General features: G+C 75.4%; 23 protein-coding genes. 9 read left to right on the forward strand and 14 right to left on the reverse strand.

Annotated elements, in window-relative coordinates; all coding sequences use genetic code 11:
- Positions 1-193 precede the first annotated feature (193 nt).
- From Q3W71_RS01865 to Q3W71_RS01880, 4 genes are all read right to left on the reverse strand, one after another.
- Complete coding sequence (locus Q3W71_RS01865) at positions 194-925, reverse strand: ABC transporter ATP-binding protein (protein WP_302917525.1); 732 nt, start codon at positions 923-925, stop codon at positions 194-196.
- A 67-nt stretch (positions 926-992) separates the two neighbouring features.
- The gene (locus tag Q3W71_RS01870) at positions 993-1,991 is read right to left on the reverse strand and encodes an ATP-binding cassette domain-containing protein (protein WP_302917526.1); all 999 of its coding nucleotides are present in this window, start codon (positions 1,989-1,991) and stop codon (positions 993-995) included.
- Position 1,992: 1 nt separating this feature from the next.
- Entirely contained in the window at positions 1,993-4,701 is a 2,709-nt protein-coding gene (locus Q3W71_RS01875; protein WP_302917527.1) for an FtsX-like permease family protein, read from the reverse strand.
- Positions 4,702-4,744: 43 nt separating this feature from the next.
- Complete coding sequence (locus Q3W71_RS01880; RefSeq protein ID WP_302917528.1) at positions 4,745-7,951, reverse strand: ABC transporter permease; 3,207 nt, start codon at positions 7,949-7,951, stop codon at positions 4,745-4,747.
- Between the two features lie 237 nt (positions 7,952-8,188).
- On the opposite strand from Q3W71_RS01880, the gene Q3W71_RS01885 reads away from it, so the two are divergent.
- A complete protein-coding gene (locus tag Q3W71_RS01885) occupies positions 8,189-8,482 on the forward strand; it encodes a hypothetical protein (protein WP_302917529.1) in 294 nt (97 codons plus the stop codon).
- A gap of 73 nt (positions 8,483-8,555) precedes the next feature.
- Here Q3W71_RS01885 and ligD read toward each other — a convergent pair whose 3' ends face one another.
- Complete coding sequence (gene ligD / locus Q3W71_RS01890; RefSeq protein ID WP_302917530.1) at positions 8,556-9,581, reverse strand: non-homologous end-joining DNA ligase; 1,026 nt, start codon at positions 9,579-9,581, stop codon at positions 8,556-8,558.
- A 47-nt stretch (positions 9,582-9,628) separates the two neighbouring features.
- Here ligD and msrB point away from each other — a divergent pair, with 47 nt between their 5' ends.
- Positions 9,629-10,033, forward strand: coding sequence for a peptide-methionine (R)-S-oxide reductase MsrB (gene msrB, locus Q3W71_RS01895; protein WP_302917531.1), 405 nt, complete (start codon positions 9,629-9,631; stop codon positions 10,031-10,033).
- Positions 10,034-10,272: 239 nt separating this feature from the next.
- On the opposite strand, the gene Q3W71_RS01900 is transcribed toward msrB, so the two are convergent.
- The 3 genes from Q3W71_RS01900 to Q3W71_RS01910 form a co-directional block, all read right to left on the reverse strand.
- Positions 10,273-10,926 (reverse strand): DUF305 domain-containing protein, encoded by a 654-nt coding sequence (locus tag Q3W71_RS01900; RefSeq protein ID WP_302917532.1) that lies wholly within the window; start codon positions 10,924-10,926, stop codon positions 10,273-10,275.
- Positions 10,911-11,654: a lytic polysaccharide monooxygenase gene (locus Q3W71_RS01905; RefSeq protein ID WP_302917533.1), complete on the reverse strand. Its 744-nt coding sequence runs from the start codon at positions 11,652-11,654 to the stop codon at positions 10,911-10,913. The genes Q3W71_RS01900 and Q3W71_RS01905 overlap by 16 nt, the downstream gene beginning before the upstream one ends.
- 153 nt (positions 11,655-11,807) lie before the next feature.
- Positions 11,808-12,083: an isoamylase early set domain-containing protein gene (locus tag Q3W71_RS01910; RefSeq protein ID WP_302918698.1), complete on the reverse strand. Its 276-nt coding sequence runs from the start codon at positions 12,081-12,083 to the stop codon at positions 11,808-11,810.
- Between the two features lie 151 nt (positions 12,084-12,234).
- Between Q3W71_RS01910 and Q3W71_RS01915 the strand changes: the two genes are divergently transcribed.
- From Q3W71_RS01915 to Q3W71_RS01925, 3 genes are all read left to right on the forward strand, one after another.
- Positions 12,235-12,495 (forward strand): Prokaryotic metallothionein, encoded by a 261-nt coding sequence (locus tag Q3W71_RS01915; RefSeq protein ID WP_302917534.1) that lies wholly within the window; start codon positions 12,235-12,237, stop codon positions 12,493-12,495.
- 145 nt (positions 12,496-12,640) lie between these two features.
- On the forward strand, positions 12,641-13,096 hold the full coding sequence (locus tag Q3W71_RS01920) for a GNAT family N-acetyltransferase (RefSeq protein ID WP_302917535.1): 456 nt from the start codon (positions 12,641-12,643) through the stop codon (positions 13,094-13,096).
- 183 nt (positions 13,097-13,279) lie between these two features.
- Positions 13,280-14,302: a lytic polysaccharide monooxygenase gene (locus Q3W71_RS01925; RefSeq protein WP_302918699.1), complete on the forward strand. Its 1,023-nt coding sequence runs from the start codon at positions 13,280-13,282 to the stop codon at positions 14,300-14,302.
- A gap of 174 nt (positions 14,303-14,476) precedes the next feature.
- Here the strand turns inward: Q3W71_RS01925 and Q3W71_RS01930 are convergent, their stop codons facing one another.
- The 4 genes from Q3W71_RS01930 to hemE all read right to left on the reverse strand — a co-directional run bounded on the left by Q3W71_RS01930 (position 14,477) and on the right by hemE (position 18,624).
- Complete coding sequence (locus Q3W71_RS01930; RefSeq protein ID WP_302917536.1) at positions 14,477-15,181, reverse strand: HAD family hydrolase; 705 nt, start codon at positions 15,179-15,181, stop codon at positions 14,477-14,479.
- A 232-nt stretch (positions 15,182-15,413) separates the two neighbouring features.
- Positions 15,414-16,115 carry a hydrogen peroxide-dependent heme synthase gene (hemQ, locus tag Q3W71_RS01935; RefSeq protein ID WP_302917537.1) on the reverse strand — a complete coding sequence of 234 codons (702 nt, stop codon included), beginning with the start codon at positions 16,113-16,115 and terminating at the stop codon, positions 15,414-15,416.
- Positions 16,112-17,521, reverse strand: a complete 1,410-nt coding sequence (gene hemG / locus Q3W71_RS01940) for a protoporphyrinogen oxidase (RefSeq protein WP_302917538.1) — start codon at positions 17,519-17,521, stop codon at positions 16,112-16,114. Before hemG ends, hemQ begins: the two co-directional genes overlap by 4 nt.
- A gap of 5 nt (positions 17,522-17,526) precedes the next feature.
- Complete coding sequence (gene hemE, locus Q3W71_RS01945) at positions 17,527-18,624, reverse strand: uroporphyrinogen decarboxylase (protein WP_302917539.1); 1,098 nt, start codon at positions 18,622-18,624, stop codon at positions 17,527-17,529.
- Positions 18,625-18,795: 171 nt separating this feature from the next.
- Between hemE and Q3W71_RS01950 the strand changes: the two genes are divergently transcribed.
- On the forward strand, positions 18,796-19,368 hold the full coding sequence (locus Q3W71_RS01950) for a DUF3000 domain-containing protein (RefSeq protein ID WP_302917540.1): 573 nt from the start codon (positions 18,796-18,798) through the stop codon (positions 19,366-19,368).
- Between the two features lie 62 nt (positions 19,369-19,430).
- Here the strand turns inward: Q3W71_RS01950 and Q3W71_RS01955 are convergent, their stop codons facing one another.
- Together Q3W71_RS01955 and Q3W71_RS01960 are read right to left on the reverse strand one after the other, a co-directional pair.
- Positions 19,431-20,246, reverse strand: coding sequence for a hypothetical protein (locus Q3W71_RS01955; protein ID WP_302917541.1), 816 nt, complete (start codon positions 20,244-20,246; stop codon positions 19,431-19,433).
- Positions 20,247-20,330: 84 nt separating this feature from the next.
- Positions 20,331-21,659, reverse strand: a complete 1,329-nt coding sequence (locus Q3W71_RS01960; RefSeq protein ID WP_302918700.1) for a S1C family serine protease — start codon at positions 21,657-21,659, stop codon at positions 20,331-20,333.
- 210 nt (positions 21,660-21,869) lie between these two features.
- Between Q3W71_RS01960 and Q3W71_RS01965 the strand changes: the two genes are divergently transcribed.
- The 3 genes from Q3W71_RS01965 (at position 21,870) to Q3W71_RS01975 (ending at position 26,762) form a co-directional block, all read left to right on the forward strand.
- Positions 21,870-23,243 (forward strand): HRDC domain-containing protein, encoded by a 1,374-nt coding sequence (locus Q3W71_RS01965; protein ID WP_302917542.1) that lies wholly within the window; start codon positions 21,870-21,872, stop codon positions 23,241-23,243.
- A gap of 259 nt (positions 23,244-23,502) precedes the next feature.
- The gene (locus Q3W71_RS01970; protein WP_302917543.1) at positions 23,503-24,696 is read left to right on the forward strand and encodes a thiolase family protein; all 1,194 of its coding nucleotides are present in this window, start codon (positions 23,503-23,505) and stop codon (positions 24,694-24,696) included.
- Complete coding sequence (locus Q3W71_RS01975; protein WP_302917544.1) at positions 24,693-26,762, forward strand: 3-hydroxyacyl-CoA dehydrogenase NAD-binding domain-containing protein; 2,070 nt, start codon at positions 24,693-24,695, stop codon at positions 26,760-26,762. Before Q3W71_RS01970 ends, Q3W71_RS01975 begins: the two co-directional genes overlap by 4 nt.
- The last annotated feature ends 126 nt before the right edge of the window (positions 26,763-26,888 follow it).

Below are 26,888 nucleotides of genomic sequence, written 5' to 3' on the forward strand. Positions count from 1 at the left end.
ACCCGACGGTGTGGCCGGGACCGGAACCGGCCGGCACCGGAACCCGGCACCGGCGGCGCGACCGGGGCCGGGACCGTCCGGGAGCCGGTCCGAACGGGACCGGCGGCGCCACCGGGGCCGGGACCGACCGGGAGCGGGACCGGACGGGAGCGGGGGCGGGTCCGCACCGGGGGCGGTGCGGATCCGCCGGGGCTCAGTCGTCGGCCAGGTGGCCGTCGCGCAGGGTGAGGACGCGGTCGGCCAGGTCGATCAGGGCCGGATCGTGCGTGGCGACCAGGGCGGTCATCCCCCGGGCGTGCACCACCGCGCGCAGCAGGTCCATGATGGACCGACCGGTCTCCGAGTCGAGCTGGCCGGTGGGCTCGTCGGCGATCAGCAGGTCCGGCTCGTTGGCCAGGGCCCGGGCCACCGCCACCCGCTGCTGCTGGCCGCCGGAGAGTTCGTACGGCCGCTGGGCCGCGTGCCCGCCGAGGCCGACCATCTCCAACAGCACGGCCACCCGCTCCTCCCGCTCTGCCGCCGGCACCCGGGCCAGCCGCAGCGGCACCCCGACGTTCTCGGCGGCGGAGAGGATCGGCACCAGCCCGAAGGTCTGGAAGACGAACCCGATGGTTCCCCGGCGCAGCTCCAGCAGCTCCCGCTCGCCGGCGCTGGTCACCTCGTGCCCGGCGACTACCACCCGGCCGGCGTTGGGCCGGTCCAGCCCGCCGACGAGGTTCAGCAGGGTGGTCTTGCCCGCCCCGGAGCGGCCCCGGACCGCGACCAGCTCGCCGCGGCCGGCCCGGAACGAGACGTCCCGCACGGCGTGCACGGCGTGCTCGCCGCGCCCGAAGGTCCGGCTGAGCCCTTCCACCCGGACCACCTCGTCGGTGGTCACCGCGCTCCCCCCGGCGGCCTGACCCTGCACCACGACGTCCTCGCTCATGCCGCCGCTCCGCTCCGCCGCGCGCCGCCACCCGGCCGCGTCGCGCCGAGTCCGATGATCCACTCGCTCATGCCCCCGCCTCCCGCTCGTTCCGGGCACGGTCGCCCGGGCGTACCTCCACGTGGTCCGGCTCCAGGTTGAGCCGGACCCGGTCGCGCAGCGACAGCGCCTCGACGAAGGGCGCCGGCAGCTGCATCCGGCCGGACCGGTCCAGCACCGCGTACTCCTCGGCGACCAGCTCGGTGTTGCCGTCGGCGCCGATCCGCGCGGTCCGGCGTACCTCCGAGGCGGTCCGGCCGTCGCGGATCGCGACGGTCCGGCGGACCTGCTCGGCCACGGCATGGTCGTGGGTGACCACGACGATGGTCACGCCCAGCTCGGCGTTGATGGTCCGCAGCGCGGCGAAGACCTCGGCGCCGGTCGCCTCGTCCAGCTCGCCGGTCGGCTCGTCGGCGAAGAGCACCTCGGGGTCGTTGGCCACCGCCACCGCCACCGCGCAGCGCTGCTGCTCGCCACCGCTGAGCTGGCCGGGCCGGCGGTCGGCGCAGTAGCCGACGCCCACCATGTCGAGCAGCTCGCGGGCCCGCTGCCGGCGGGCCCGCCGGCCACCACCGCGCCCCGCCAACTGCATCGGCAGCTCGACGTTCTCCAGCGCGGTCAGGTATGGCAGCAGGTTGCGGCCGGTCTGCTGCCAGACGAACCCGACCATCTGCCGCCGGTAGCTCAGCCGCCGGCGGGCGGAGAGGTCGAGCAGGTCGTAGTCGCCGACCCGGGCGATGCCGGCGGTCGGGGTGTCCAGCCCGGAGAGGATGTTCAGCAGGGTGGACTTGCCGGAGCCGGACGCGCCCACGATCGCCACCAGCTCACCCCGGTCGATCACCAGGTCCAGGCCCTGCAGGGCGACCACCTCGACGCCCTCGGTCTTGAAGATGCGCACCAGGCCGTCGCAGACGATGTGCCCGCGCAGCCGGTGCTGGCCGCCGGCCCGCTGGGCCGCGCGCTCGGCGGCCCGCGCCTGGAGGGCGGCCAGGTCCGGCACCGTCGGAGTCTGGGCGGTAGCGGTCATCTCAACTCTCCTCTCCGAGCCGGAGCACCTCACCGAGGCGCAGCCGGCGGTTGTTCAGGGTCTCGACGGCGACCGCGAAACCGAGCGCGACGGCCCCGAGCACGACGACCCCGGCGACCAGGCCGGGCTCGAACGTCACCGTGACCGGCGCGCCGCTGGTGAAGGCCGACAAACCGAGCAGGGGCGTGAGCAGCACCGGCAGCAGCGCCCCGACCAGCGCGCCGGTGAGCACCGACACGCCCACCAGCGGGGCCAGTTCCACCAGCAGCAGTCCCCGCCACTGCCGGCGGGACAGCCCGAGGGTGCGCAGCCGGGAGAGCACCTGCCCCCGGGCCCGGGCGCCGGCCAGCACGCAGAACGCGATGGCGAGCAGACCGAGCACCGTGCCGCCGGCCGCGCCGGCGGCGAAGCCGAAGACCAGCACCCCGTTGGCCCCGCCCTCACCCACCTGGCGACGCACGTCCGCCCAGGTGAGCACCTCGACGCCGCGCGGGCGCTCCCGGCCGGTGACGGCACCGCCGGTCTGGTAGCGGCTCTGGCCCTCGTCGCCGACCCGGCGCAGCGCCTCGGCGTCCAGATCCTCCCCCGCGACCAGGAAGCCGGTCGGCACCGGGTCGTAGTCGCGGCGCGGCAGCGACTGCAACGGCAGGATGACGAACCGGTCGTTGGCGGGCCGGAGCAGCGGGAAGCTCTCCGCCCGCTCGGCCACCCGGAACTCGTACCGCTGGCCCTGCACGCTGACGAAGGCGGAATCGGCCAGCCCGGCCTCGGCCAGGTCCTCGGCGACCAGCGGGGAGACCACGGCGGGTAGCGCGCCCGCCTGGCCGGCCGGGGCGAGCAGCGCCGCCGGCACCGGCACGTCGCGGCCGGCCGACCGGGTGAGCCGGTCCAACGCCGGCCCGTCCACCAGCAGCACGGTCACCGTGCCCATCAGGGCCTCGGCGCCGAGCGCGTCCGCCGCCGGCCGCTGCGCCGGCTCGTCGAGCACCGGGGCGGCGACCCGCACGCCGGGCAGCCGCTCCAGTTCGGCGCCGGTGTCCGGGGCGAGCCGGTCGCCGCGGATCAGCGCGTCGCCGGGCACTGTCCGGCTGGCGGTCCGGTCTCGGCTGGCCTCGATGCCGGTGGCGACCACCGCGCAGAACGCCGCGGTGGCGATGGCCAGCACCACGACGACCAGCGGGGCGGCCACCACCGACCGGCCGGCCCGTGCGGTGCCCAGGAACGCCACGCTGCCCCGGGTCCGCGCGGCGAGCCGGCTGACCAGCCGCAACGGCCACGGGTACACGCGCAGTGCCAGCATCGCCGCGGCGACCGCGAGCAGCACCGGGACCGACACCAGCAACGGGTCGACGTCGCCGGGGGTCAACCCCCGGCGCACCAGCAGGACGGTGGCCAGCGCGGCCAGCAGCAGCACGAACACCTCGACGGTGAGCCGCCGGGCGGACGGGCGCACCCGGATCAGGTCGCGCCGACCCGGGCCGCCGACCGGGGCGACCAGCGTGGCCACCGGCAGCACGAGGGTGAGCAGCGCGGCCGCCGCGACCGCGAGCGGCCAGGTGCTGCCGGGCGGACCCGGGACCAGCGTGCCGAGCAGCCAGCCCGCCGCCGCGGCGGCCGGAATGACCAGCAGCGACTCCGCCAGGCTGCGCCGGGCCCCGGCGGTCGCGGAGCCGCCCCGCGCGCGCAGCAGGGTGAACTCCTCGCGCCGTCGCCGGGTGCTCAGCGCGGCGGCCAGCGTCACCAGCCCGGCCAGGGTGGCCAGCACCCCGGCCGCGATCACCGCGAGCAGGGTCCGGGCGGCGGTCAGCGCGGCGGCGAACTCCCGCAGCGGGAGGTCGAGCCCCTGCACGAGGCTCCGCCTCGGCGGCGTCTCCCGCTTCATCTGCTCGATGCTGTCGATCAGCTGGTCGAGCTTCCGGACGTCGATGCCGTCCGCGCCCATCCGGTAGCGCCAGCTGAACCGCAGCGGCACCCCGGCCAGCGCCTGGCCGTCCAGCCCGGCCGGGCTGACCAGTCCGACACCGATGAACGGCATGGCGTCGCCGGGTGGCTCCACCACCTCCAGCGCGGACGGCAGGTTGTCCCAGATCCCGTCGGACCGGTCGATCGGCTCGAACAACCCCACCACGGTCACCGGCAGCCGCGCCGACGTGTCGTCCGGCGCCCCGGTGGCCATCTGCAGCCGGCTGCCGACGCGCAGGTTGAGCCGCCGGGCGACGTCGGTGTTCAACGCCACCTGCAACGGCTCGCCGGCCGCCCACCGGTCCTCGGGCCAGCGGCCCTCGACCAGCGTCGCGGCCTCCTGCACGCCGGGCATCGTGCGCAGGGCCAGGTCGACGAGGAGGTTCTTCGCCGCCAGGTGTGGACCGGTCACCCGGTGCTGCTCGGACTCACCGGCGTACCAGCGCTGCGCCACCGCGCCCCGCACGGCCGGCGGCATGCCGGCCTGGAGCGTGTCCAACTCACGCTGGTAGGCCTCGACCAGCTTGGTCGCGCCGGGAGCGGCGGTGAGCGGCTCGGTGCTGTAGGTCAGGTCCCGCAACGCCGCCGGCTGGCCGGCCAGATGTTCCCGCAGACCCTGCTCGGCGAGCCGGTTCACCACCCGGGGCACCCCGTTGACCAGCAGCGAGACGACCAGGGTCAACATCGCCAGCAGCAGGAACTGCCCGCCGTGCGCCCGGACCCGGCGGATGGCCGCGCCGATGCTCATCGCGCCGTCTCCCCACACTCGCTGGTCAGTCCGTTCCGCCCGGTCACCGCTCTCCCCCGATCCGCAACTGCGCCGCCGCCACCCGCTGCCGGATGCCGAGCGCGATGAACACGCTGAAGGCCAGCGCCGCCAGCAGCAGGCCGACCGCTGTCGCCCCGATCGGCGCCCAGTGCAGCGCGAACGCCGCCTCGGGCACCGGCCGGCCACCGGCCGGCGTGAGGATGACCAGCGGGGCCATGGTCGCGCCGACCGCCGCACCGAGCAGCAGGCCGACGCCCACGCCGATGCCGGCGAGGAAGGTCTGCTCGGCCAGCAGCGCCCGGGCCAGCAGCCGTGGGCTCGCGCCGAGGGTGTGCAGCACGGCGAACTCGGACAGCCGGTGTCGCGCGGTGGCCCAGACGTCCACCACCAGGCCGACCAGGGCGAGCAGCACGGAGCCGAGCGCGGCGGCGAGCAGCCCGGTGCGGGCGCCCTGCCAGTACGGGTCGTCGGCGGCCTCCGCGGCGACCGCGCGCCGGTCGAGGACGGTGGCGCCGGGCAGGTCGCCGGCGGCCCGGGCCGCCTCGTCGTGCCCGTCGCCGGTGGTCTTCACCCACCATTCCGGCACCGGCCGCACCGCGCCCTGCTCACGGATCAGCCAGTCCTTCGCCGCGGGCAGGTCGAGCAGCACCCCGGCGCCGGTGGCGGACGGCAGCGCGTCCACCTCGCCGACCAGGATGACCGGCACCGACACGCCGGAGAGCGCGAGGGTGTAGGTGTCCCCTTCGCGCAGGCTCAGCGCCTCCCGCACCGCCGGGGTCATCAGCGCCGGCACCGGGGGGTTGTCGTCGTCGGGCACGACGGCGAACCGGGACGGCGGCTGGAAGGCGAACCGGCCACCGTCGAGGTACTCGACCGCGTGCTCGGCGGTCACCCCGGTCGGCGTCACCGACGCGGGACCGCGGTCGCCCAGCAAGCCGCTGGTGGCCGCCCAGGTGCCGGCCAACTCCGCCGGGCGCGCCGTGCCGTCGGCCCCGACCAGCTTCAGGTCGTCGACCACCAGCCCGTACGCCCGGCCCGCCGCGTCGCCGCCGTCGGCCTCGAAGCCGGCCAGCCGGAGGGTGCCGCCCGTCTCCGGCAGCTCGACGGTGAACGCAACGGCCCGGCCGTCGCTGTCGCCGGTGGCCACCGGCAGCCGGAAGGCCAGCCCGTCATCCTGGCTCAGCAGGATCGACACGGCAATCTGGTGCGGGCGCACCGCCTTCTCGACGGGGGTGCTGACGGTCCCGGTCAGCGCGCGGGTGCCGGCGGGCAGCTCGACCCCGGCCGGGGCGGCCCGCCGGCTGACCAGCCGGTCGTACAGCGCCGGCGGCGGGACGTCGGCGAGCCGCTCGTCGAGCCGCATCACGTCGGCCGCGGCGGCCGCGTCCACGGCCACCACGGTCACCGGCAGGTCGTCCCGGCCGACGCGCACCTCGTCGCGCCAGGCCGGCAGCGTCCGGTCGGCGCCGGCCAGGGCGGCGACCTCCCCGGCGCGCTGACCGACGGCAGTGACCGGCACCCCGCCGGCCCGCTCGACCACCCGCAGGTCGGCGCCGACCGTGTGGTCGGCCTGGTCGAGGTGGGACCGCTCGCCGGTGGCGACCAGCGACCAGGCGAGGGTGCTGCCGCCGACGGCCAGGGCGAGCAGCAGCACCGGCCCGGCGTGCGGGCGGCGCCCGGCCTGCCACATGCCGAACATGGTCGCCGTCCACAACTTGCGGTCGATGAACCGTTCGGCGAACCGGGTGGCCGGCGGGAGCAGCCGCAACGCCACCACCGCGCCGGCCAGCACGCCGAGCGTCGGCGCGGCGACCAGCAGCGGGTCGAGCCCGAGCCGGCCGGCGGCGCCGGTCAGCGGCGAGGAGTACTGGCGCAGCTGCACCCAGGCCAGCAGGGCGAGCGCGACCAGCGCCAGGTCGAGACTGGCCCGCTGCACGGTGGCGGAGCGGGTGGGCCGGGACAGCGCCGCCATGTCGGCCACGTACGTGCCGGAGCCGCGCAGCGTCGGGGCGACCATGGCGACCAGGCACCCGGCGGCCGCGGCGGACGCCGCCGCCCAGACCAGGGTCCCGCCGCCGGCGGTGCTGCTCAGCTCGGCCGGGCCACCGGTGCCCACCAACCGCAGCGCCTCGCCGGCCAGCAGCGGCCCGAGCAGGGCCGCCGGCAGGACGACCATTGTCGCCTCGCGGGCGGCCAGGCCGGCCAGTTGCCGGCGGGCGGCACCCCGGGCGCGCAGCAGCGCGGTCTGGCCCCGCCGGTCCTCGTGCAGCAGCGCGGCGACCAGCACCAGCGCGTACCCGCCGAGGACCACGATCAGCAGCAGCGGGGTGGCCAGCGCGGACCGGCCCACCAGGTCGGCCCGGGCGATCCGGTCGATCAACCGCTCCATCGAGGTCACGGTGCGGGCGGAGGAACCAAGGCCGGCCGCCTCCGGCACCTCGGCCACCGCCTCGGTCATCGCCCGGCGCACTTCCGGCAGCCGGCCGACGCCGGCCGCGACGAGGTCCGGCTCGACCACCCAGGACGCGGAGACCGAACCCGGGAAGACCGCCTCGAAGTCGGCCCGGTCCAGCACGAACGGCCCGTACGAGGTGCCGGACTCGGCGACGCTGCCGGCACCGACCCCCGGAGCCAGCTGCCAGTACGGGTCGGTCGCGTCGCGCGGCCGCCAGGTGCCGGCGAGCACCACCTCGCTGGACCGCTCGCTGGCGCGGTCGCGCAGCGGCACCCGGGCGCCCGGGGTCAGCCCCAGCGCGCCGGCGACCTTCTCCGGCAGCGTCACCTGCGCCGGCACCGCCCCGGCGGTGGGCCAGGCGCCGGCGGTGAGGTCGGCGTGGGCGGGCAGGTCGTCCAACGTGGCGAGGTTGGCGAAGATCGGGTCGTCGTCGGTCCGGACCACCGAGCCGAGGTCGCCGGTGAGTTCCCGGCCGGTGCCGTAGCGGGCGCCGGTGACGGCCAGCGGGGCGCCGCCGAGGGCGGCGGTGAAGCCGTCCCGGATGGCCCGGTCGCGGGTGGCGTACTCGGCGACGTCCTTGCCGCCGGAGCCGGTCACCAGCAGGCTGCGCTCCTCCATCGACGCCCGGGCGAGCAGGGCCTGCTGCCCGGCCTCGACCGCCCGACGGCTGTAGTCGGAGAGCCCGGTGACCAACGCGACCGCGACCAGTGCCGCCACCACGGCGGCGGCCAGCAGGCCCCGTGCCGCCCGGGCCCGCCTCCACACCAGCTTCATCCGACGCCCTCCCCTGGCCCCCGTCGGGCCGACGAACAGCTAAAGCGGTGACGGGTGGGGAAAGGTTCGCGCCCGTTACTTGATCGTTACCCGGCGGTCCCCGGTCGCCCGCTCGCCCGGTCGCCGCGCGGTAGCCGGGCCGGGGCTGTCGGAGCTGGGCGGATCCCGCCGGATCGGCGCCGCCGAGGATCGGGAGAGGGGATCGGGCGTTGGTATCGGGCTGCTTGGATCGTCGGCATGGATACTCCCCTCACCGTCCTGCTGCTGGGCGTGGCCGCGCTGCTCATCGCGATCCTGGCCCGAACCCCGCAGCAGTCGCACCTGGCGTACCGGCTCGGCGAGATCGAGCGCCGGTTGCAGCTCGTCATGGACCACCTGGGCGTGCCGGATCCGAACCCGGTGCCGGCGGAGGTCCGGCAACACCTGGTCCGCGGCGACAAGATCAAGGCGATCGCCGCCTACCGGAAGCTCACCGGCGCCGACCTGCGCTCGGCCAAGGCGGCGGTCGAGAACTTCACCAACCCCCGCTGACCGCGTGACCGGCTGACCTGCGGCCGGTCGGGAGGCGGTGGGCCGGGCCGCCGACCGTCAGCCGGCCGGGAGATCAGCGGGGGCGGTCGCGGTCCTTGGAGGGTTGGACGCGCTTGGGTTCGCCGGGCATCTTGGGGTGGTCGGGCGGGTAGGGCAGGTCGCCCTGGCCGGCGGCGGCGTCCCGCTCGGCCCACTCCAGCAGCGGGGTGATGTCCCACGCCGCGTCGTCGATGCCGGCGTGCGGGTCGCCCCGCTCGGCCAGCCGGGCCGGCACGGTACGCAGGTCGAAGTCGTCCGGGTCGACGTCGGGCAGCTCGTCCCAGCCGACCGGGGTGGAGACGGTGGCCCGGGCGTTGGCCCGCAGCGAGTAGGCGCAGGCGATGGTGCGGTCGCGGGCCATCTGGTTGTAGTCGACGAAGACCCGGGTGCCGCGCTCCTCCTTCCACCACGCGGTGGTGACCAGCTCCGGCCGGCGGCGTTCCAGCTCGCGAGCCAGCGCGATGGTGGCCCGGCGCACCTCGACGAACGTCCAGCGCGGCTGGATCCGCAGGTAGACGTGCACGCCCCGGCCGCCGGAGGTCTTCGGCCAGCCGGCGGCGCCCAGCTCGTCGAGGATGGCGCGCAGCTCACCCGCGGCGGTGGCGGCGTCGGCGAAGTCGGTGCCGGGCTGGGGGTCGAGATCGACGCGCAGCTCGTCGGGGCGGTCCACGTCGGCCGCGCGGACCGGCCACGGGTGGAGAACGACGGTGCCCATCTGCGCCGCCCAGGCCACGTGGGCCAGGTCGGCCGGGCAGAGCTCGGCCGCCTTGCGCCCGCTCGGGAAGCTGATCTCGGCGGTCGCCACCCACGGCGGCACGCCCCGGGTGGGCACCCGCTTCTGGAAGAACATCTCGCCCTCGATGCCCTCGGGGAAGCGCTGCAACGTGGTCGGGCGGTCGCGCAGGGCGCGCATGATCCCGTCGCCGACGCCGAGGTAGTAGTGGAAGACGTCCGCCTTGGTGAAGCCGCGCTGCGGGAAGATGACCCGGTCGGGACTGGTCAGCCGGACGGTGTGCCCGGCCACGTCGAACTCTTCCGCCGCTGCCTTCGTGCCACCCATTGCGCGACCATATGCCACCGGTGCGACGACCGACGTACCGTTGGCGGGTGAGTCTCGACGACACCGAACTGCCCCGCACCGAGGACGAGTGGCGGGTCCGGCTCAGCCCCGAGGAGTTCCGGGTGCTGCGCGAGGCCGGCACCGAGGCCCCGTGGACCGGCGAGTACGTGAACACCAAGACGCCGGGCGTCTACCACTGCCGGGCGTGCGGGCTGGAACTCTTCGCCAGCGACACCAAGTTCGACTCGCACTGCGGCTGGCCGAGCTTCGACGACGCCATCCCCGGCCGGGTCAAGGAGATCGAGGACCGCAGCCTCGGCATGGTCCGGACCGAGATCCGCTGCGCCCGCTGCGACAGCCACCTCGGGCACGTCTTCCGGGGCGAGGGCTTCACCCCGAAGGACACCCGGCACTGCGTCAACTCGGTCTCCATCCGCCTCGAGCCGCGCTGACCCGTCGGCTGGCGCGGGTCGGCCAACTGTCGAACGGTGGGCCTCCTCGACGTACGCCGGCTGGCCGCGTGCCGCTGCTGCCGGTCGTGCTCGCGCTCCGGCAGGCCCGCCGGCGGTGACCGCACGACGCCCGCGGACACCGGCGAGCCCGTCCTGGCTCGGCGGCGACGGTGACGGGCCGGAAGCGGCGGGGTGGGCGGCCACCCCGCCGCCGCGCGTCGCGGGTCGGGTGCCACGGCTCACCGGCCCGCGGCCGGCCGCCCCGCCATCAGCTCGACCTGGGCGGTGCGCGACTGCTCGACGCGCCGGGCGAGGTCGGCCACCTCGGGGGCGACCGCGGTCGCCCGGTGCGCCCGGGCCAGGTCGGCGGCCGCCTGCTGGTGCGCGGTGAGCACCTCGCGCAGCACCCGGTCGACGTCGGCCCCGGTGGCCGAGCGCAACCGGGCCAGGTCGCCGGCGTCGGCGTGCCCGGTGTGGTCGTGGTGACCGGCGGTCGCCGCCGGGTCGGCGGCGCGCAGCCAGGAGCGCATGGTGGCCAGCTCGTCCGACTCGGTCGACTCGATCGCGGCGACCAGGGTGCGCAGCTCGCCGTCGGTCAGCCGGTCCCGCACCAGCCCGACGATCTCCAGGGTCCGCTCGGTGTGCGCCACCATCATGGTCAGGAACACCACGTCCAGGCCGCGGATCGCGGCACTCGCCGTCGCGGCGGGCGCCGGGGCGCCCGCCGGGGCCGGTGCGGGGTCGGCGGCGCATCCCGGGACCAGCAGCAGGCCGAGCAGCGCGGCGAGGGCGGCGCGGCGACGCCGGCCGGTGACCTCGCCGCCCCGCCCGGCGGTGCCGGGTGCGGCCCGTACCGGCACGGGCCGCACCCGTACGGTCAGAGCTGGGTCCACAGCGCCGGCACGTTCGGCGGCTCCCAACCCGGCAGGGCGGTGTGCGCCTGCCGGCAGCGGTAGCTCTGCCCGCCGTAGGTGACCTGGTCACCAGCCTGGTACGCGCGCCCGACGGTCCAGCTGCCGCCCGGGGCGGGCGGGCTGGTGGGCGACGTCGGCGTCGGGGTGGGCGACGCGGTCGGCGGCGGGGTGGTGGGGCTGGGGGTCGGGCCGCCACCGCCGCCGATCTGCAGGTCCACGCAGGAGTAGAAGGCGTTGGCGGTGTCGGCGATGTTCCAGATGGCCAGGACCTTCTGCCGGCCGGAGTAGCCGCCCAGGTTGACCGTGTGCGACACGGTGGCGCCGGGCTGCTGCCCGCCGCCGTTGAAGACGGCGATCCGGGTGCCGCCGATGTAGTACTCCCAGTTGCTGGTGGCGTGCCGGGCGGTGTTGACCCAGGTGAAGGTCACCGAGCTGCCGACCGAGGTGGCCGGCCAGCCCCGGCTGTCGTCGTTGAGGACGGCGAAGTGGGCGATGTTGGCGTGGCAGTTGCGCAGCCCCTTCGGGCCCTCGACGCTCTGCGGCTCGTACTTGATCTGGCCGCAGTCCGGGACCCGGTTCTGCGCGCAGAGCGCCTGCCGGCTGGGCGGGGACGAGACGTAGCCGTGCGCCTGCGCGGGGGCGGCGACGGCGAGCGAGGACACGACGGCGCCCGCCGCCACGAGCGGGACGGTGATTCTTCGACGCATGCTGGCAACTCCCTCGGCTCAAGCCTGCGGTGGTGTGCCATCAAAGTAAATTAAACCTTGTTAACAGTAAAGACTCCTGTCGATAAAATCATCGAAGTCGCTCGACATCTCACCAGCCGTGGCGGGACGGCTCCAAGCGGTGAGGCGGCGGCGTCAGAGCCGCAGCAGGCCGCCCCGCTCGTCGATCTCGTCGGCGGAGTCGTCGTCCAGCCACACTCCGCCGGTGGCGAGGTACCGGAACCGGTACTCCCCCGGGCCGAGTTTCACGGTCACCGTCCGGGTGCCGTCGCGACGGGCCACCAGTTCGTGCCGGCCCGGCTCCCAGTCGTTGAAGCAGCCGACCACGCTCACCGCGCCGGGCGGGGTGTCCCGGGGCAGGCAGAAGGTGACCCGGGTCTGGTTGCCGAAGAGTCGGTTGCGCTTGATCACGTGTTCCTCCGGGGTCGGGGCGTCCAGCAGGTACAACGTCCGACACGCCGGGCGCGACACGCCGCCGGCCGGGTCTCGTTGGCCCGTTTCGTCCCCTCGGCGCGGCGGCTGCCGCAGGCTGGAGGAAACGTTCCGTTCGGAGGGATCTGTCGTGGCAACCTGCGAGGTCTGCGGTAACGACTACTGGATGGCGTTCGAGGTGCGGACGGTCAGCGGCGACGTGCACACCTTCGACTGCTTCGAGTGCGCGGCGCACAAGCTCGCCCCGATCTGCGAGCACTGCCAGATCAAGATCATCGGCCATGGCGTGGAGGTCTCCGGCCGCTTCTTCTGCTGCGCCCACTGCGCCCGCGCGGTCGAGGGCGCGAAGGGCGCCGAGGTCCGCGACGCGGTCGGCGCCCGCCCCGCCTGACGCCACCCACACTCGTGAGCTCCGGCTGAGCAGCAGCAGGGCGACCCGCCGGGGCCGGCCCGGCGCGCGATCGGACGGTCGCGGGGCGCCCGCCCGGGGAACGGGAGGGTGAGGGGGCCGGACGGGGGCGGCATAGGATCGCGGGATGCCGTCGTTGAGCACCGGGGTCCGGGTCGCCCGGTTCGCCGACCTGGACGCCCGCACCTTCCACGACCTGCTGCGACTGCGCGTCGACGTGTTCGTGGTCGAGCAACGGTGCCCGTACCCGGAACTCGACGGCCGGGACGTCGAGCCCGGCACCCGGCACCTGTGGCTGGAGCACGACGGCGTGCCGCTGGCGTACCTGCGGATCCTGGCCGACCCGGGCGGCGTGGCGCGGATCGGCCGGGTGGTGGTGGCCCCGGAGGCCCGCCGCGGCGGCCACGCCGGCCGGCTGATGGCCGCGGCGCTCGCCGAGGTCGGCGACCGGCCCTGCGTGCTGGAGGCGCAGTCGCACCTGGTCGACTTCTACGCCCGGCACGGCTTCACGGTCAGCGGGCCGGAGTACGTCGAGGACGGCATCCCGCACACCCCGATGCGCCGGGAGCCGATTGACGGTTGACGATCTGTGTGGCAGCCTGCCGGGCAGAGCCACACGGGAGCCACGGGAGCCACGCGAGCACCGGGAGGGGCAACTCCCGGTCGTCCGGGCGTCATCGTCCGACCTCTGCCCTGGGGGCTCCCCTTGTCCACTCAGCTCCGACGATCACGCGTCCTGTGGCTGCTCGCCGCCGCGGCGGCCGCCATCCTCCTGTTGACCACGGCGCTGGCCAACCCGGTCGCCGCGCACGGTTCCGTGGTCGACCCCGCCTCCCGCAACTACGGCTGCTGGCAGCGCTGGGGCAGTGACTTCCAGAATCCCCGGATGGCGACCGAGGACCCGATGTGCTGGCAGGCCTGGCAGGCCAACCCGAACGCCATGTGGAACTGGAACGGCCTGTTCCGCGAGGGCGCCGCCGGCAACCACCAGGCGGCCATCCCGAACGGCCAGCTGTGCAGCGGCGGCCGCACCGAGGGCGGCCGGTACAACGCGCTCGACACGGTCGGCGCCTGGAAGACCACGCCGGTGTCGAACAGCTTCCGGGTCCGCCTGTACGACCAGGCCAGTCACGGCGCCGACTACATCCGGGTGTACGTGACCCGGCAGGGCTTCGACGCGCTCACCGAGCCGCTCGGCTGGGACGACCTGGAACTGGTCGGCCAGATCGGCAACACCCCGGCGTCGCAGTGGAAGCCGGAGACCAACGGCGTCTCCATCGAGATCCCGGCCAACGCGCCGGGTCGCACCGGCCGGCACATCGTCTACACCATCTGGCAGGCCAGCCACCTCGACCAGTCGTACTACCTGTGCAGCGACGTCGACTTCTCCGGTGGCGGCGGGCCCACCACCCCGCCGCCGACCACGCCGCCGCCCACCACCCCGCCGCCCACCACGCCCCCGCCGAGCACCCCGCCGCCGGCCGGCGCCTGCACCGCCACGTACCGGGTCACCGGGCAGTGGGCCGGTGGCTTCCAGGGCGAGGTGCAGGTGACCAACGGCGGGTCGCCGATCAGTGGCTGGTCGGTGACCTGGACCTACGCCGACGGCCAGCAGGTCAGCTCGGCGTGGAACGCCACGGTCGGCAGCACCGGAAACCGGATCGTCGCGCGCAACGTCGCCTACAACGGCGCCCTCGGCGCCGGGGCGAGCACCACGTTCGGCTTCCTCGGCTCGTGGAACGGCACCAGCAACACCGCGCCGGTGCTCACCTGCACGACGAGCAGCTGATCGCCGGCCGGGGCCGCGTCCCCCTGCCTCCGGACGCGGCCCCGGCCGGTCGGCGTCGACGGCCGGCGCCACGGCACCCGCGCCGGCCGGCCGGCGCGCCGTCCACCGGACCGGTCGACCGCGGCCGCCCCCCGCCCCGGTCGGCCGGTCCGGTCCGGCGCGCTCGCGGTGCGGTCAGCCGGCCCGGCCGGCCAACCGGTCGGGCAGGTCGAACAGGGAGGCGAGCCGGCGCCCGGCGGGCACCGGGTGCCGGTTAGCCGGGTCGATCAGGAACGACCGGATGCCCACCGCCTCCGGCCCGGCGAAGTCCGCGGCGAAGGTGTCGCCGACGAAGACGGCGGCCGAGGCCGGTACGCCGGCGGCGTCGAGCGCCGCCGCGTAGATCGCCGGGTGCGGCTTGCGCCAACCCACCTCGACCGAGGTGACCACCGCGTCGACCAGGTGGGCCACGCCGATCGCGGCCAGGTGGTCGGGGACCAGCTCGGCCCGGTGGGTGTTGGTGACCACGACGAGCCGGTGCCGGCTGGCGAGGTCGGCGAGCAGCTCCGGCATCCCGGCCGGGCAGCGCACCCCGGCGTTCCACTCGGACAGGTAGGTGGCCACGAACGTCTCGACGCCGGCCGGATCGGGCTCGGCGCCGAGGACCCGGCGGAGGAACTCGGTGCCCAGCTCGGTCATCGAGAACTCCCGGTCGTCGACCTCGCTACGCCGGTCGAACTCGGCGGAGACGGCCGACCACGCGGCCAGGAACTCGACGTAGTCCACCTGGGCACCCCAGCCGGTCAGCAGCGCGTGGCTCCGGGGGTACCCCTGCTCGGTGCGGCTGGGCGAGTAGTCCACCAGCGTGCCGAAGAAGTCGAGCAGGAGGTGCGTCGCCATCGCCGCATCCTGTCAGGGCGGTCGCCCGACGCGCCACGCGGGCGGTGGACGGTGCCTGCCTGGTCACTGTCGAGCTGCCCCACCGGTGGGACCACCCGCGGCAGGCCACCGGCCGGTGCCGCCCCGTCTGTCGGGGCAGCTCGACAGGGCTGCCGCACCAACGTCGCCGCCTGCCGCGTCCGTCCGGCGACCCACCGGCGGCGGGGCGGACGACGGGAGCGCCGGCCGGAACTCAGACCAGGCAGTTGACGATGTCGGCGATGGACCGGCGGCGGCCGGTGAAGAACGGGATCTCCTCCCGGACGTGCCGACGGGCGCCCGAGGCGCGCAGGTCACGCATCAGGTCGACGATCCGGTGCAGCTCGTCGGCCTCGAAGGCGAGCATCCACTCGTAGTCGCCGAGCGCGAACGAGGCGACAGTGTTGGCCCGTACGTCCGGGTAGCCCCGCGCCATCCGGCCGTGCTCGGCGAGCAGCTCGCGCCGCTCCGCGTCCGGCAGGAGGTACCACTCGTACGAGCGGACGAACGGGTAGACGCAGAGGTAGGCGCGGGCCTCCTCGCCGGCCAGGAACGCCGGGATGTGGCTCTTGTTGAACTCGGCCGGCCGGTGCAGCGCCATCTGCGACCAGACCGGGGTGAGCGCGCGACCCAGCGTGGTCCGGCGGAACCGCAGGTAGGCGTCCTGGAGCGCGTCGCTGGACTCGGCGTGCCACCAGATCATCAGGTCCGCGTCGGCGCGCAGCCCGGCCACGTCGTAGGTGCCGCGGATCACCACGTCCTTGCCGGCCAGCTCCTCGAAGAGCGCCTCGACCTCGCCGGTGACGTTGTCCCGCAGCGACGGCAGCGGGCTGCTGGCCCGGAACACCGACCACATGGTGTAGCGGATGGTCTCGTTCAGCTCGCGCAGCCGGGCCGCGTTGGTCTGCTCGGTCATCTCGCCGGTCCCTCCAGTGCTGTGATGATCTCGTTGGCCGCCGTCGCCCCGGATGTCACGCAGACCGGGATGCCGACCCCGTCGTACGCGGCGCCGGCCAGCGCCAGGGTGGGGTGGTCCGCGCGCAGGGCCGCCCGGGCGGTGGCGACCCGGTCGGTGTGGCCGGGGGTGTACTGGGGCAGCGCGCCGCCCCACCGCTGCACGTGCCCGGCCACCGGGGCGGGCAGCGCGACGCCGAGCACCGCCGACAGCTCCCGGTGCACGGTCGCGGCCAGGTCCTCGTCCGGGCGTTGCAGCGCGGCCTCCTCGCCGTACCGGCCGACCGAGGCGCGGACCAGCGCCAGCCCGTCCGGCCGGCGCAGGTGCCCCCACTTGGTGGTGAAGAACGTGGACGCCTTGATCAGCAACCCCTCGGTGCTGGGCACCAGGAAGCCGGACAGCTCCGGCAGCTCCGGCTCGGGCAGCGCGAGGGTGACCAGCGCGACGCTGGCGTAGTCCAGCCCGCCGACGGTGTCGGCCAGCTCCGGCGCCGGCCCGGCGAGCAGCCGGGCGGCCGGGCGCGCCGGCACGGCGAGCACCACCGCGTCGACCTCGACCTGCTCCGCGTCCCGGGTCGGGCCGACGGTCAGCCGCCAGCCGGCCGGCGTCGGGTGCAGCTCGCGGACCGCCGCGTTGTGGCGCAGGGTCGCCCCGCTGACCCGGGCCGCCGCCTCCACCAGGGTGCCGAGCCCGCCGGTCAGGGTGCCGAAGACCGGGGCGCCGGGGGCGCGCGGCGCCGCGGCCTGCGCGGCCCGCACGGCGCCGACCAGGGTGTGCTCCACCCGGGCGGCCCGGGCCAGCGCGGGCATCGTGGTGACCAGCGACAGGTCGTCGGCCCGGCCGGCGTACACCCCGCCCAGCATCGGGTCGACCAGCCGGTCGACCACCTCGTCGCCGAACCGGGACCGGACCAGCGCGCCGACGCTGATGTCGGAGTCCGGTCCGAGCAGTGGGCGGCCCTCGTCCCGGTCGGCCGCCGCGTCCGGCCGGGCCACCGTCGTCACCGTGGCCAGATCCCCGGGTACGCCCACCAGGGTGCCGCCCGGGATGGGCCGCAGCTCCCCGTGCAGGGCGAGCGCGGCCCGCCCGACCGTGGGGTGGACGATCCGGTCGGCCAGCCCGAGCCGGCGGACCAGGGCGACGGCGGCGGACTCGCCGCCGGCCGGGTCCCGCATCAGGAAGGACTCGGCGCCGAACTCCACCGGCTGGCCGGCCAGCTCACCGGTGCGCAGCTTCCCGCCGAGCGTGCCGGACTGCTCGTACACGGTGATCTCGGTGCCGGCCGGGGCGCGGTCGCGCAGCTGGACCGCGGCGGCCAGCCCGGCGATCCCGCCGCCCACCACCGCCACCCGCCACGGCCGCGCCACCGGGCTCAGCTCCCGTCGGCCGGGCGTGCGGACAGCTCGTGCACCAGGGCGACCACCCGGGTCAGCACGTCGGGATCGGTCTCCGGCAGCACGCCGTGACCGAGGTTGAACACGTGCCCGGGGGCGGCCCGGCCCTGGGCCAGGACCCGCCGCACCTCCGCCTCGACCACCGGCCACGGGGAGAGCAGCACCGCCGGGTCGAGGTTGCCCTGCACGGCCTTCTCGGGGCCGATCCGCCGGGTCGCGGTGTCCAGCGGCGTACGCCAGTCGACGCCGACCACGTCGGCGCCGGCCTCGCCCATCGCGGTGAGCAGTTCGGCGGTGCCCACCCCGAAGTGGATCCGCGGCACACCGGCGTCGGCCAGGCCGGAGAGCACTGCCGTCGAGTGCGGCAGCACGTAGTGGCGGTAGTCCGCCTCCGACAGGGCACCGGCCCAGGAGTCGAAGAGCTGCACCGCGGAGACCCCGGCGTCCACCTGGACCCGCAGGAAGGCCAGCGTCACCTCGGCCAGCCGGGCGCAGAGCGCGTGCCACAGCTCGGGGTCGCCGTACATCAGCGCCTTGGTCTTCGCGTGGGTGCGCGACGGGCCGCCCTCGACCAGGTAGCTGGCCAGGGTGAAGGGCGCCCCGGCGAAGCCGATCAGCGGGGTGTCGCCGAGTTCGGCGACCAGCAGCCGGACCGCCTCGTCCACGTAGGAGACGTCGGCGCGGGTGATCGGCCGGATCCGCTCGACGTCGTCGGCGGTGCGTACCGGCTCGGCCACCACCGGCCCGGTGCCGGGCACGATGTCCAGGTCGACCCCGGCCGCGGCGACCGGCACCACGATGTCGCTGAACAGGATGGCGGCGTCCACCCCGTGCCGGCGCACCGGCTGGAGGGTGATCTCGGCCACCAGGTCGGGGCGGCGGCAGGATTCCAGCATCCCCACGTTGGCCCGGATCTCCCGGTACTCCGGCAGCGACCGGCCGGCCTGCCGCATGAACCAGACCGGGGTGTGCGGGCCCGGCCGGCGCCGGCAGGCCCGGACGAAGGGCGAGTCGGCCGGTCCGCCGGGGCGGGGTGCCTCGTCTCGGGCGGCGGTGCCCGTGGTGTCGGTGGTCATCGCGGCAATCGTGCCACGATGCCCGCCGGCGCCCGCGCTCACCGCCGCCTTTTGTGATGTGCGACGAGAGGGCCGAACGACTCTGGTCGACGAGGGCCGGCCCGTGCGCCCGGAGCCGTCCCTCGGCGTGCCGTCCCGGTCGGCGGCCGGGCGCGGGCATAGGCTGCCGGCATGGCCCCCCCGATCGCGCTTCCGGAGACCTTCGCCCGCGCGGTCGCCGGGTTGCGGTCGGCGGCGCCCCGGCCGGAGATCGTGCTGGAGGAGGTGGGCGCGCCGCAGCGGCTCGCCCCGTACGCCTTCGCGCTCTCCGCCGCCGTGCTGCGCGACGACGACGAGGTGGCCACCGGCCGGCTGATCCTGCTGCACGACCCGGCCGGCCACGAGGCCTGGCAGGGGACGCTGCGGCTGGTCACCTACGTGACCGCCGAGCTGGAGGTCGACCTGGCGGCCGACCCGCTGCTGCCCGGGGTGGGCTGGACCTGGCTGACCGATGCCCTGGACGCCCAGGACGCCCGGCACCGGGCGATCGGCGGGACGGTCACCCAGACCATGTCGACCCGGTTCGGCGAGCTGGCCGGCCCGCCCGCGGCCGGCGACATCGAGATCCGCGCCTCCTGGACGCCGGTGGACGACAACCTGGCCCCGCACCTGCTCGCCTGGTGCGCGCTGCTCGCCTCGACCGCGGGCCTGCCGCCGCCCGGGGTCACCGCCCTGCCCGACCGGCGCCCCGCCGGCGCCGCCTGACCCGGCCGGTCATGGCGTGGGGCGCGGACCGCCCCGCGCCATGACCGGGGTGCCGGGTCGGCTCAGAGGTAGTCCTCGGCCTCGTTGCAGACCTTGTCCAGGCCCTTGCTGGCCTTGTCGAACTCGGCGCGGTTACCGGCGGCGGCCGCGTTCAGCGCGGTGGTGAGCTTGTCCAGGCAGGTCGCGATGACCTTCTTCTGCCGGGCCTGCTCGTCGCGGTCGTTCCGGGTGCCGGTCAGGTCCTGCTCGGTGTCGGCCAGCTTGTCCCGCACGCTCTGCAGGTCGGTCTTGAGCTTCTCGATCTCCTGGGCGTTCGCCGCGATCGTGCCGTCCCGCTCGCTGACCTGGCTGGCCATCTTCTTCTCGGTCCGGTCCAGCTCGCTGCTGGTGGTGACGAACAGGCCGGTCATCACCCCGCCGAGGACGAAGAGCAGGCCGGCCACCACGGCCAGCACCAGCACGGTGCGCCCCTTGCCGGCGGCCGGCGCCGCGCCGTACGGCGGCACCGAACCGGGCGGCCCGGACATCGGCGGCCCGGACATCGGCGGCCCGGACAGGGGCGGCCCGGACAGGGGCGGCCCGGACAGCGGCGGCCCGGACAGCGGCGGCCCGGACAGCGGCGGCGCGGACATCGGCTGGCCGTACGCCGGTCCGGAGGCGGGCGGCGTGGAGACCGGGCCGCCGTAGGGCGCGCCGGGCGGGGCGTACCCGGTCGGGGCGGTCGCGGGCGGGGCCTGCGGGACGCCGCCGTACTGCTGCGGCGCGGGCTGGCCGGCGCCGTACACGGTGCCGCCCGCGGGCGGCTGACCGGGCGCGGCCGGCGGCTGCGGCGGGTACGGCGGCGGGTAGCCGCCCGGCCCGGTCGGTGGCTGGGACATCTCTGCTCTTCCTCCAGGTGCGGGTGGTCCGGGCAGGGTGGGCCCGCCGGACCGGGTCGGTACGGGTCGGTGGCTGACCAGGGGTCAGCAGATCTTGAAGCCGTCGCAGGCGGTCTTGATCGGTACGGCGAGCCCGATGCCCTCGGCGTCCCGGGCCTTGGCCGTGGCGATGCCGACCACCTGCTTGCTGCCGTTGACCACCGGGCCGCCCGAGTTGCCGGGGTTGATCGGCGCGTCGAACTGGATCACCGGGCCGTCGCCACCCTCGGCCTTGCGGAACGCGCTCACCACGCCGGTGGTGACGCTGTCCTCCAGCCCGAGCGGGGCGCCGACCACGACGATCTGCTGGCCGGACTTCACAGCGGTGGACGCCGCCACCAGGCCGGTGAACTTGCTGGTGGTGCGCAGGTGGGCGATGTCGTTGGCCTCGTCGACCTTGACGATGGTGGCGGGGAACCGCTGGTCGGTGCGCTCCAGGAAGACCTCCCGGCCACCGCCGTCCCAGACCGCCTCCACCACGTGGAAGTTGGTGAACAGGTTCGTGCCGCCGCCGGCGGCCGGCTTGCCGATCGCGAACGCGGTGCCGGTGAACTGACCGGCCCGCACCCGGAACACGCTGGGCAGCACGGCGCTGGCCACCGCCTCCGGGTTGAACGCGGCGCCGGCCTGCTTCTCCAGCGCCTCCGTCCGCTGCTCCAGCCCGTCGAGCCGGGTGCCGTCGGTGGCCTGGGCGGTGTCCAGCCGGCGGCCGGTGTCGCCGAGCCGGTCGGAGAGCCCCTTGAGCTGGATCGCCTGCACGATGGTCACCACCGCCAGCACGGCCGCCACCAGCGCGACCACGACGGTGCGCCAGCGGCCCCGCGGGGGTGCCGCCGGGGCGGCCGGCCCGGCTCCCGGCCAGCCGTCCCCGGCCGGCGGGAAGCCCGACGCCCCGGCCGGCGGGAAGCCCGATCCGGAGGCCGGCGGGAAACTCGACGCCGTCGCCGGCGGGTAGCTCGACCCGCTGGCCGGCGGATAGCTCGGTCCGGCGGCGGGCGGCTGGCCCGGGCCGGCCGGCGGGTAGGCCGGCGCGCCGCCCGCGGCCGGTTGACCGGGCGCGGCGGGTGGCCGGGCGCCCGGGGTGGGGGCCGGCGGATGGCCGGGCGCGGCCGGCGGGTGGGCGGCCGGTGGCGCGCTGGCCGGCGGGTAGGCCGGCGCGGCGGCCGCGCCCGCGGGCTGGCCCCACTGCCCCTGCTGCGGCGGGGACCAACCGGCCCCGGCCGGCTGACCCGCCGGGTACCCCGCGGGCGGCCGGGGCGGCTCCACCCGGGGCGGCAGTGGGCCGGGCCGGCCGTAGCTCCCGTCCGGCGGTGCGCCGCCCGAGCCGTCGCCCGCCCCCGGTCCGGTGCCCCCCGACCCGTAGCCCGCAGTCATGTTCGCCACGCCCTCCCCGTAGCCGCCCCCTGTGGCCGCCGCCCCGGCTGGGAATGCGCACCAGCGGGCCGGCCGGATGGACCGTACCTGCGCGATCGGGGTTTGTCTTCCCCGATGTCCGGCCCGGCGGGACACCCGAGGGTCACCTGACCGACACACGCCGGACCCCGGCTGCACCCGTGGCATCTGTTGGCGCACTAGGGTTGTCAGGTGACCGACGAACCACCCCTGCGCCGTCGGGCCGCCGAAAGCCGTACGGGAAACGCACCGCACGACCCGCCGCCGGCCCGGCCGGAGCCGGCGGACGTGGCAGCCGACCCGACCGCCGGCGGGCCCGTACCGCTGACCGCTCCGCGGGAGGGCACCCCTGCGCCGGTGGCCACCGAGCGCGAGCTTGACGAGGTCGTGGCCCGTTTCGCCGCGGGCACCGGCCCGGTCGCCCTGGACGCCGAGCGCGCCTCGGGCTACCGCTACAGCCAGCGCGCCTACCTGGTCCAGCTGCGCCGGGCCGGCGCCGGCACCGCGCTGGTCGACCCGCTGCCGCTGCCCGACCTGACCGCCCTCGACGAGGTCATCGGCGAGGCCGAATGGGTGCTGCACGCGGCCAGCCAGGACCTGCCCTGCCTGGCCGAGCTCGGGTTGCGCCCGCGCCGGCTCTTCGACACGGAACTGGCCGCCCGGCTGGCCGGATTCGAGCGGGTCGGCCTGGCCGCACTGACCGAGCAGCTACTCGGATTCAGCCTGGAGAAGCACCACTCGGCAGCCGACTGGTCGACCCGGCCGCTGCCGGAGTCCTGGCTGACCTACGCCGCGCTCGACGTGGAACTGCTGACCGACCTGCGCGACGCGCTCGACGCGGAGCTGACCCGGCAGGGCAAGAGCGAGTGGGCGGCCGAGGAGTTCGCCGCCCTGGTGCGCACCGGCGCCCGGCCACCGCGGGTGCGCGCCGAACCCTGGCGGCGCACCTCCGGCATCCACCGGGTCCGCGGCGCGCGGGCGCAGGCCCGGGTCCGCTCGATGTGGTACGCCCGGGACCAGATCGCGGCCCGGCGGGACGCGGCCCCGGGCCGGGTGCTGCCCGACTCGGCCATCATCGCGGCGGCCGAGCTGGACCCGAAGGACGAGCAGACCCTGCTCACCCTGCCCGGCTTCGGCGGCCGCTCGGTACGCCGGCTGGCCCGCACCTGGCTGGCGGCGCTGGACGACGCCCGCCAGTTGCCGGACGACGCGCTGCCGGTGGCGCCGGCCGCCGAGGGTCCGCCGCCGCCGCACCGCTGGGCGGAACGGGACCCGGTGGCGGCGGCCCGGCTGGTCCGGTGCCGGGAGGTGGTCACCCGGATCGCCGGCGAGCACAACCTGCCGCCGGAGAACCTGATCGCCCCCGACTCGGTGCGCCGGCTGGCCTGGGTCCCGCCCGAGGAGGTCACCGACCAGACGGTGGCGGACACACTGCGCGGCTTCAACGCCCGCAGTGGCGAGATCCGCCTCCTCCCCGCCCAACCGAAGCCCTCCAAGGCCATCCCACCCCCTAACCCCCCACCACCTCCCCCAATTCTCCTTCCCACCCACCCCAGCCCGCGGTGATCATGAGGTTGGCGGCAGTCGTGGAGATCGACTCCGCCGTCAACCCCATGATCCAGCAAGGTGGGAGGACGCGTGGAGGGTGGGCGGGGTGGGTGGGGTGGGTGTGGGTGGGTGTGGGGGTGGGCCACAGGGGGGTGGGTGTCGGGTTTGGTTACTGGCGAGTAGCATCCGAGGGACCACGCCCGTGCCGGCGACCTTCATCCGGCCGCGCGCCGTCCGGCGGCGCGGCGACCGGATCATGGTCGAAAAGGAGGCTCAAGTGCCCCGTGAAGTTCGCGATGTCGTCTTCGTCGACGGCGTCCGCACCCCGTTCGGCAAGGCGGGTGGCATGTACGCCAACACCCGCGCCGACGACCTGGTGATCCGCTGCATCCGCGAGCTGCTGCGCCGCAACCCGCAGCTGCCGCCGGAGCGGGTCGAGGAGGTCGCCATCGCCGCCACCACCCAGATCGGCGACCAGGGCCTCACCATCGGCCGGACCGCCGCCCTGCTGGCCGGCCTGCCCAAGACCGTCCCCGGCTTCGCGATCGACCGGATGTGCGCCGGCGCGATGACCGCGGTGACCACCGTCGCCGGCGGCATCGCCATGGGTGCCTACGACATCGCCATCGCCGGCGGCGTGGAGCACATGGGCCGCCACCCGATGGGCGAGGGCGTCGACCCGAACCCGCGGATCATCGCGGAGAAGCTGGTCGACCCGTCCGCGCTGGTCATGGGCGCGACCGCGGAGAACCTGCACGACCGGGTCCCGCACATCACCAAGGAGCGCACCGACGCGTTCGCGCTCGCCTCGCAGCAGAAGACCGCGAAGGCGTACGCCAACGGCAAGCTCCAGCCCGACCTGGTGCCCGTCGCGGTCCGCGACCCGGAGGCCGGCTGGGGGCTGGCCACGGTGGACGAGGCGCCGCGGGACACCTCGATGGAGAAGCTCGCCACCCTGAAGACCCCGTTCCGCCCGCACGGCAAGGTGACCGCGGGCAACGCGGCCGGCCTGAACGACGGCGCCACCGCCAGCCTGCTGGCCGCCGAGGAGACCGCCCGCGAGCTGGGCCTGCCGGTCGCCATGCGGCTGGTGTCGTACGGCTTCGTCGGGGTCGAGCCCGAGGTGATGGGTGTCGGCCCGATCCCGTCGACCGAGAAGGCGCTGCGCATCGCCGGCCTGACCATCGACGACATCGGTCTGTTCGAGCTGAACGAGGCGTTCGCCGTGCAGGTGCTCGCCTTCCTCGACCACTTCGGCATCGCCGACGACGACCCGCGGGTCAACCCGTGGGGCGGCGCGATCGCCATCGGCCACCCGCTGGCCTCCTCGGGCGTACGGCTGATGACCCAGCTCGCCCGGCAGTTCGCCGAGCACCCCGAGGTCCGCTACGGCCTCACCGCCATGTGCATCGGCATCGGCATGGGCGGCACCGTGATCTGGGAGAACCCCCACTGGGAGGGCAACAAGTGAGCGCGCTCGCGGCACCGAACGAGGTCGTCACCAAGGCGCTGCTGCGCCAGGTGAACGTACCGGGGCTGGACCGGCCGGCCGCCCTGATCACCCTGGACAACGGCTTCGACCACACCAAGCCGAACACCTTCGGCCCGGGCGGTCTGACCAGCCTGGACGAGGCGATCACCGCCGCGCTGGCGGCGAACCCGGCGTTCATCGCGGTCACCGGCAAGCCGTACGTCTTCTGCGTCGGCGCCGACATCGTCGGCCTGCCGGCGCTGGCCGACCGCGAGCAGGCGCTGGAGATCGGCCGGCTCGGCCACCGGGTCTTCGCCCGGCTCAAGGACAGCCAGATCCCCACCTTCGCGTTCGTCAACGGCGCGGCGATGGGCGGCGGGCTCGAGCTGGCCCTGCACTGCCACTACCGGACCCTCTCCGGTGGTGCCGCGGCGCTGGCCCTGCCCGAGGTCTCGCTCGGCCTGGTGCCCGGCTGGGGCGGCACCCAGCTGCTGCCGAACCTGATCGGCATCCCGGCGGCGACCCAGGTGATCATCCAGAACCCGCTGATGCAGAACAAGATGCTCAAGCCGAAGCAGGCCGCCGAGATGGGCATCGCGGACGTGCTGCTGGAGCCGGCCGACTTCCTGGAGCGGTCGTTGGAGTGGGCCGCCGGCGTGGTCCGCGGCGACATCACGGTGACCCGGCCCGAGGTCGACAAGGACATGTGGGCGGGCGTGCTCTACTTCGCCCGGCAGACCCTCGACCAGCGGCTGCACGGCGCGGTCCCGGCCGCGTACAAGGCGCTGGACCTGCTGGAGACGGCGAAGGACGCGGACTTCGCCACCGGCACCGCGGCCGAGGACGAGGCGCTCGCCGACCTGATCTTCTCCGATGAGCTGCGCAGCGGCCTGTACGCCTTCGACCTGGTGCAGCGGCGGGCCAAGCGGCCGGCCGGCGCGCCGGACAAGGGCCTGGCCCGCCCGGTCACCAAGGTCGGCATCGTCGGCGCCGGCCTGATGGCCAGCCAGCTCGCGCTGCTGTTCGCCCGTCGCCTCCAGGTGCCGGTCGTCATGACCGACCTGGACCAGGCCCGGGTCGACAAGGGCGTGGGCTACGTGCACGCCCAGATCGAGAAGGCGGTCAGCAAGGGCCGGATGGACAAGGGCACCGCGGCCAAGCTGTACGGCCTGGTCAGCGGCTCGGTCGACAAGTCCGTCTTCGCCGACGCCGACTTCGTCATCGAGGCGGTCTTCGAGGACCTGAACGTCAAGAAGCAGGTCTGGGCCGAGCTGGAGAAGATCGTCAAGCCGGAGGCGGTGCTCGCGACCAACACCTCCAGCCTGTCGGTCACCGCGATGGCGGCGGAGCTGGAGCACCCGGAGCGGGTGGTCGGCTTCCACTTCTTCAACCCGGTCGCGGTGCTGCCGCTGCTGGAGATCGTCCGCGGCGAGCGGACCGACGACGCCGCGCTGGCCACCGCGTTCGCGGTCGGCAAGCAGCTGAGGAAGTCCTGCGTGCTGGTCTCCGACGCCCCGGCGTTCGTGGTCAACCGGCTGCTCACCCGTTTTCTCGGCACGGTCTTCGCCGCCGTGGACGCGGGCACCCCGCTGGACGTGGCGAACAGCGCGCTGGACCCGCTGGGCCTGCCGATGCGCCCGCTCGCCCTACTCCAGCTGGTCGGGCCGGCCGTGGCGTACCACGTCGGCGGCACCCTGCACGGCGCGTTCCCGGACCGGTTCGGGGTCAGCGAGAACCTCAAGCGGATCGCCGACTCCGGCCAGCCGATCGTGGTGGACGACGAGATCAACGCCGAGGTGGCCAAGTTGCTGGTGGTCGGCGACCAGCCGCTGACCGCCGAGCAGGTGCGGCAGAATGCGCTCGACGCGCTGGCCGAGGAGATCCGGCTGATGCTCGACGAGGGCGTGGTGGCCGAGGCGCAGGACATCGACCTGTGCATGATCCTCGGTGCCGGCTGGCCGTTCCACCTGGGCGGCGTGACGCCGTACCTGGACCGCACCGGCACCAGCGAGCGGGTCACCGGCCGGCGGTTCCTGCCGCACGGGGTCGCCAGCCTGCCCGCCTGATCCACCCCGCTCCCCCGCGACCGCGGTGGTCGGTCGCGTCCCCATTGGACGCGATCGGCCACCGCGGTCGTCTTCGTCACCCCTGCCGGGAGGCGGGCGGCCCTGTCTTGATCGGCGTAACTAGGA

Origin of the sequence: Micromonospora sp. C28SCA-DRY-2, from assembly GCF_030519475.1 — a bacterium.
Taxonomy (GTDB): Bacteria; Actinomycetota; Actinomycetes; order Mycobacteriales; family Micromonosporaceae; genus Micromonospora.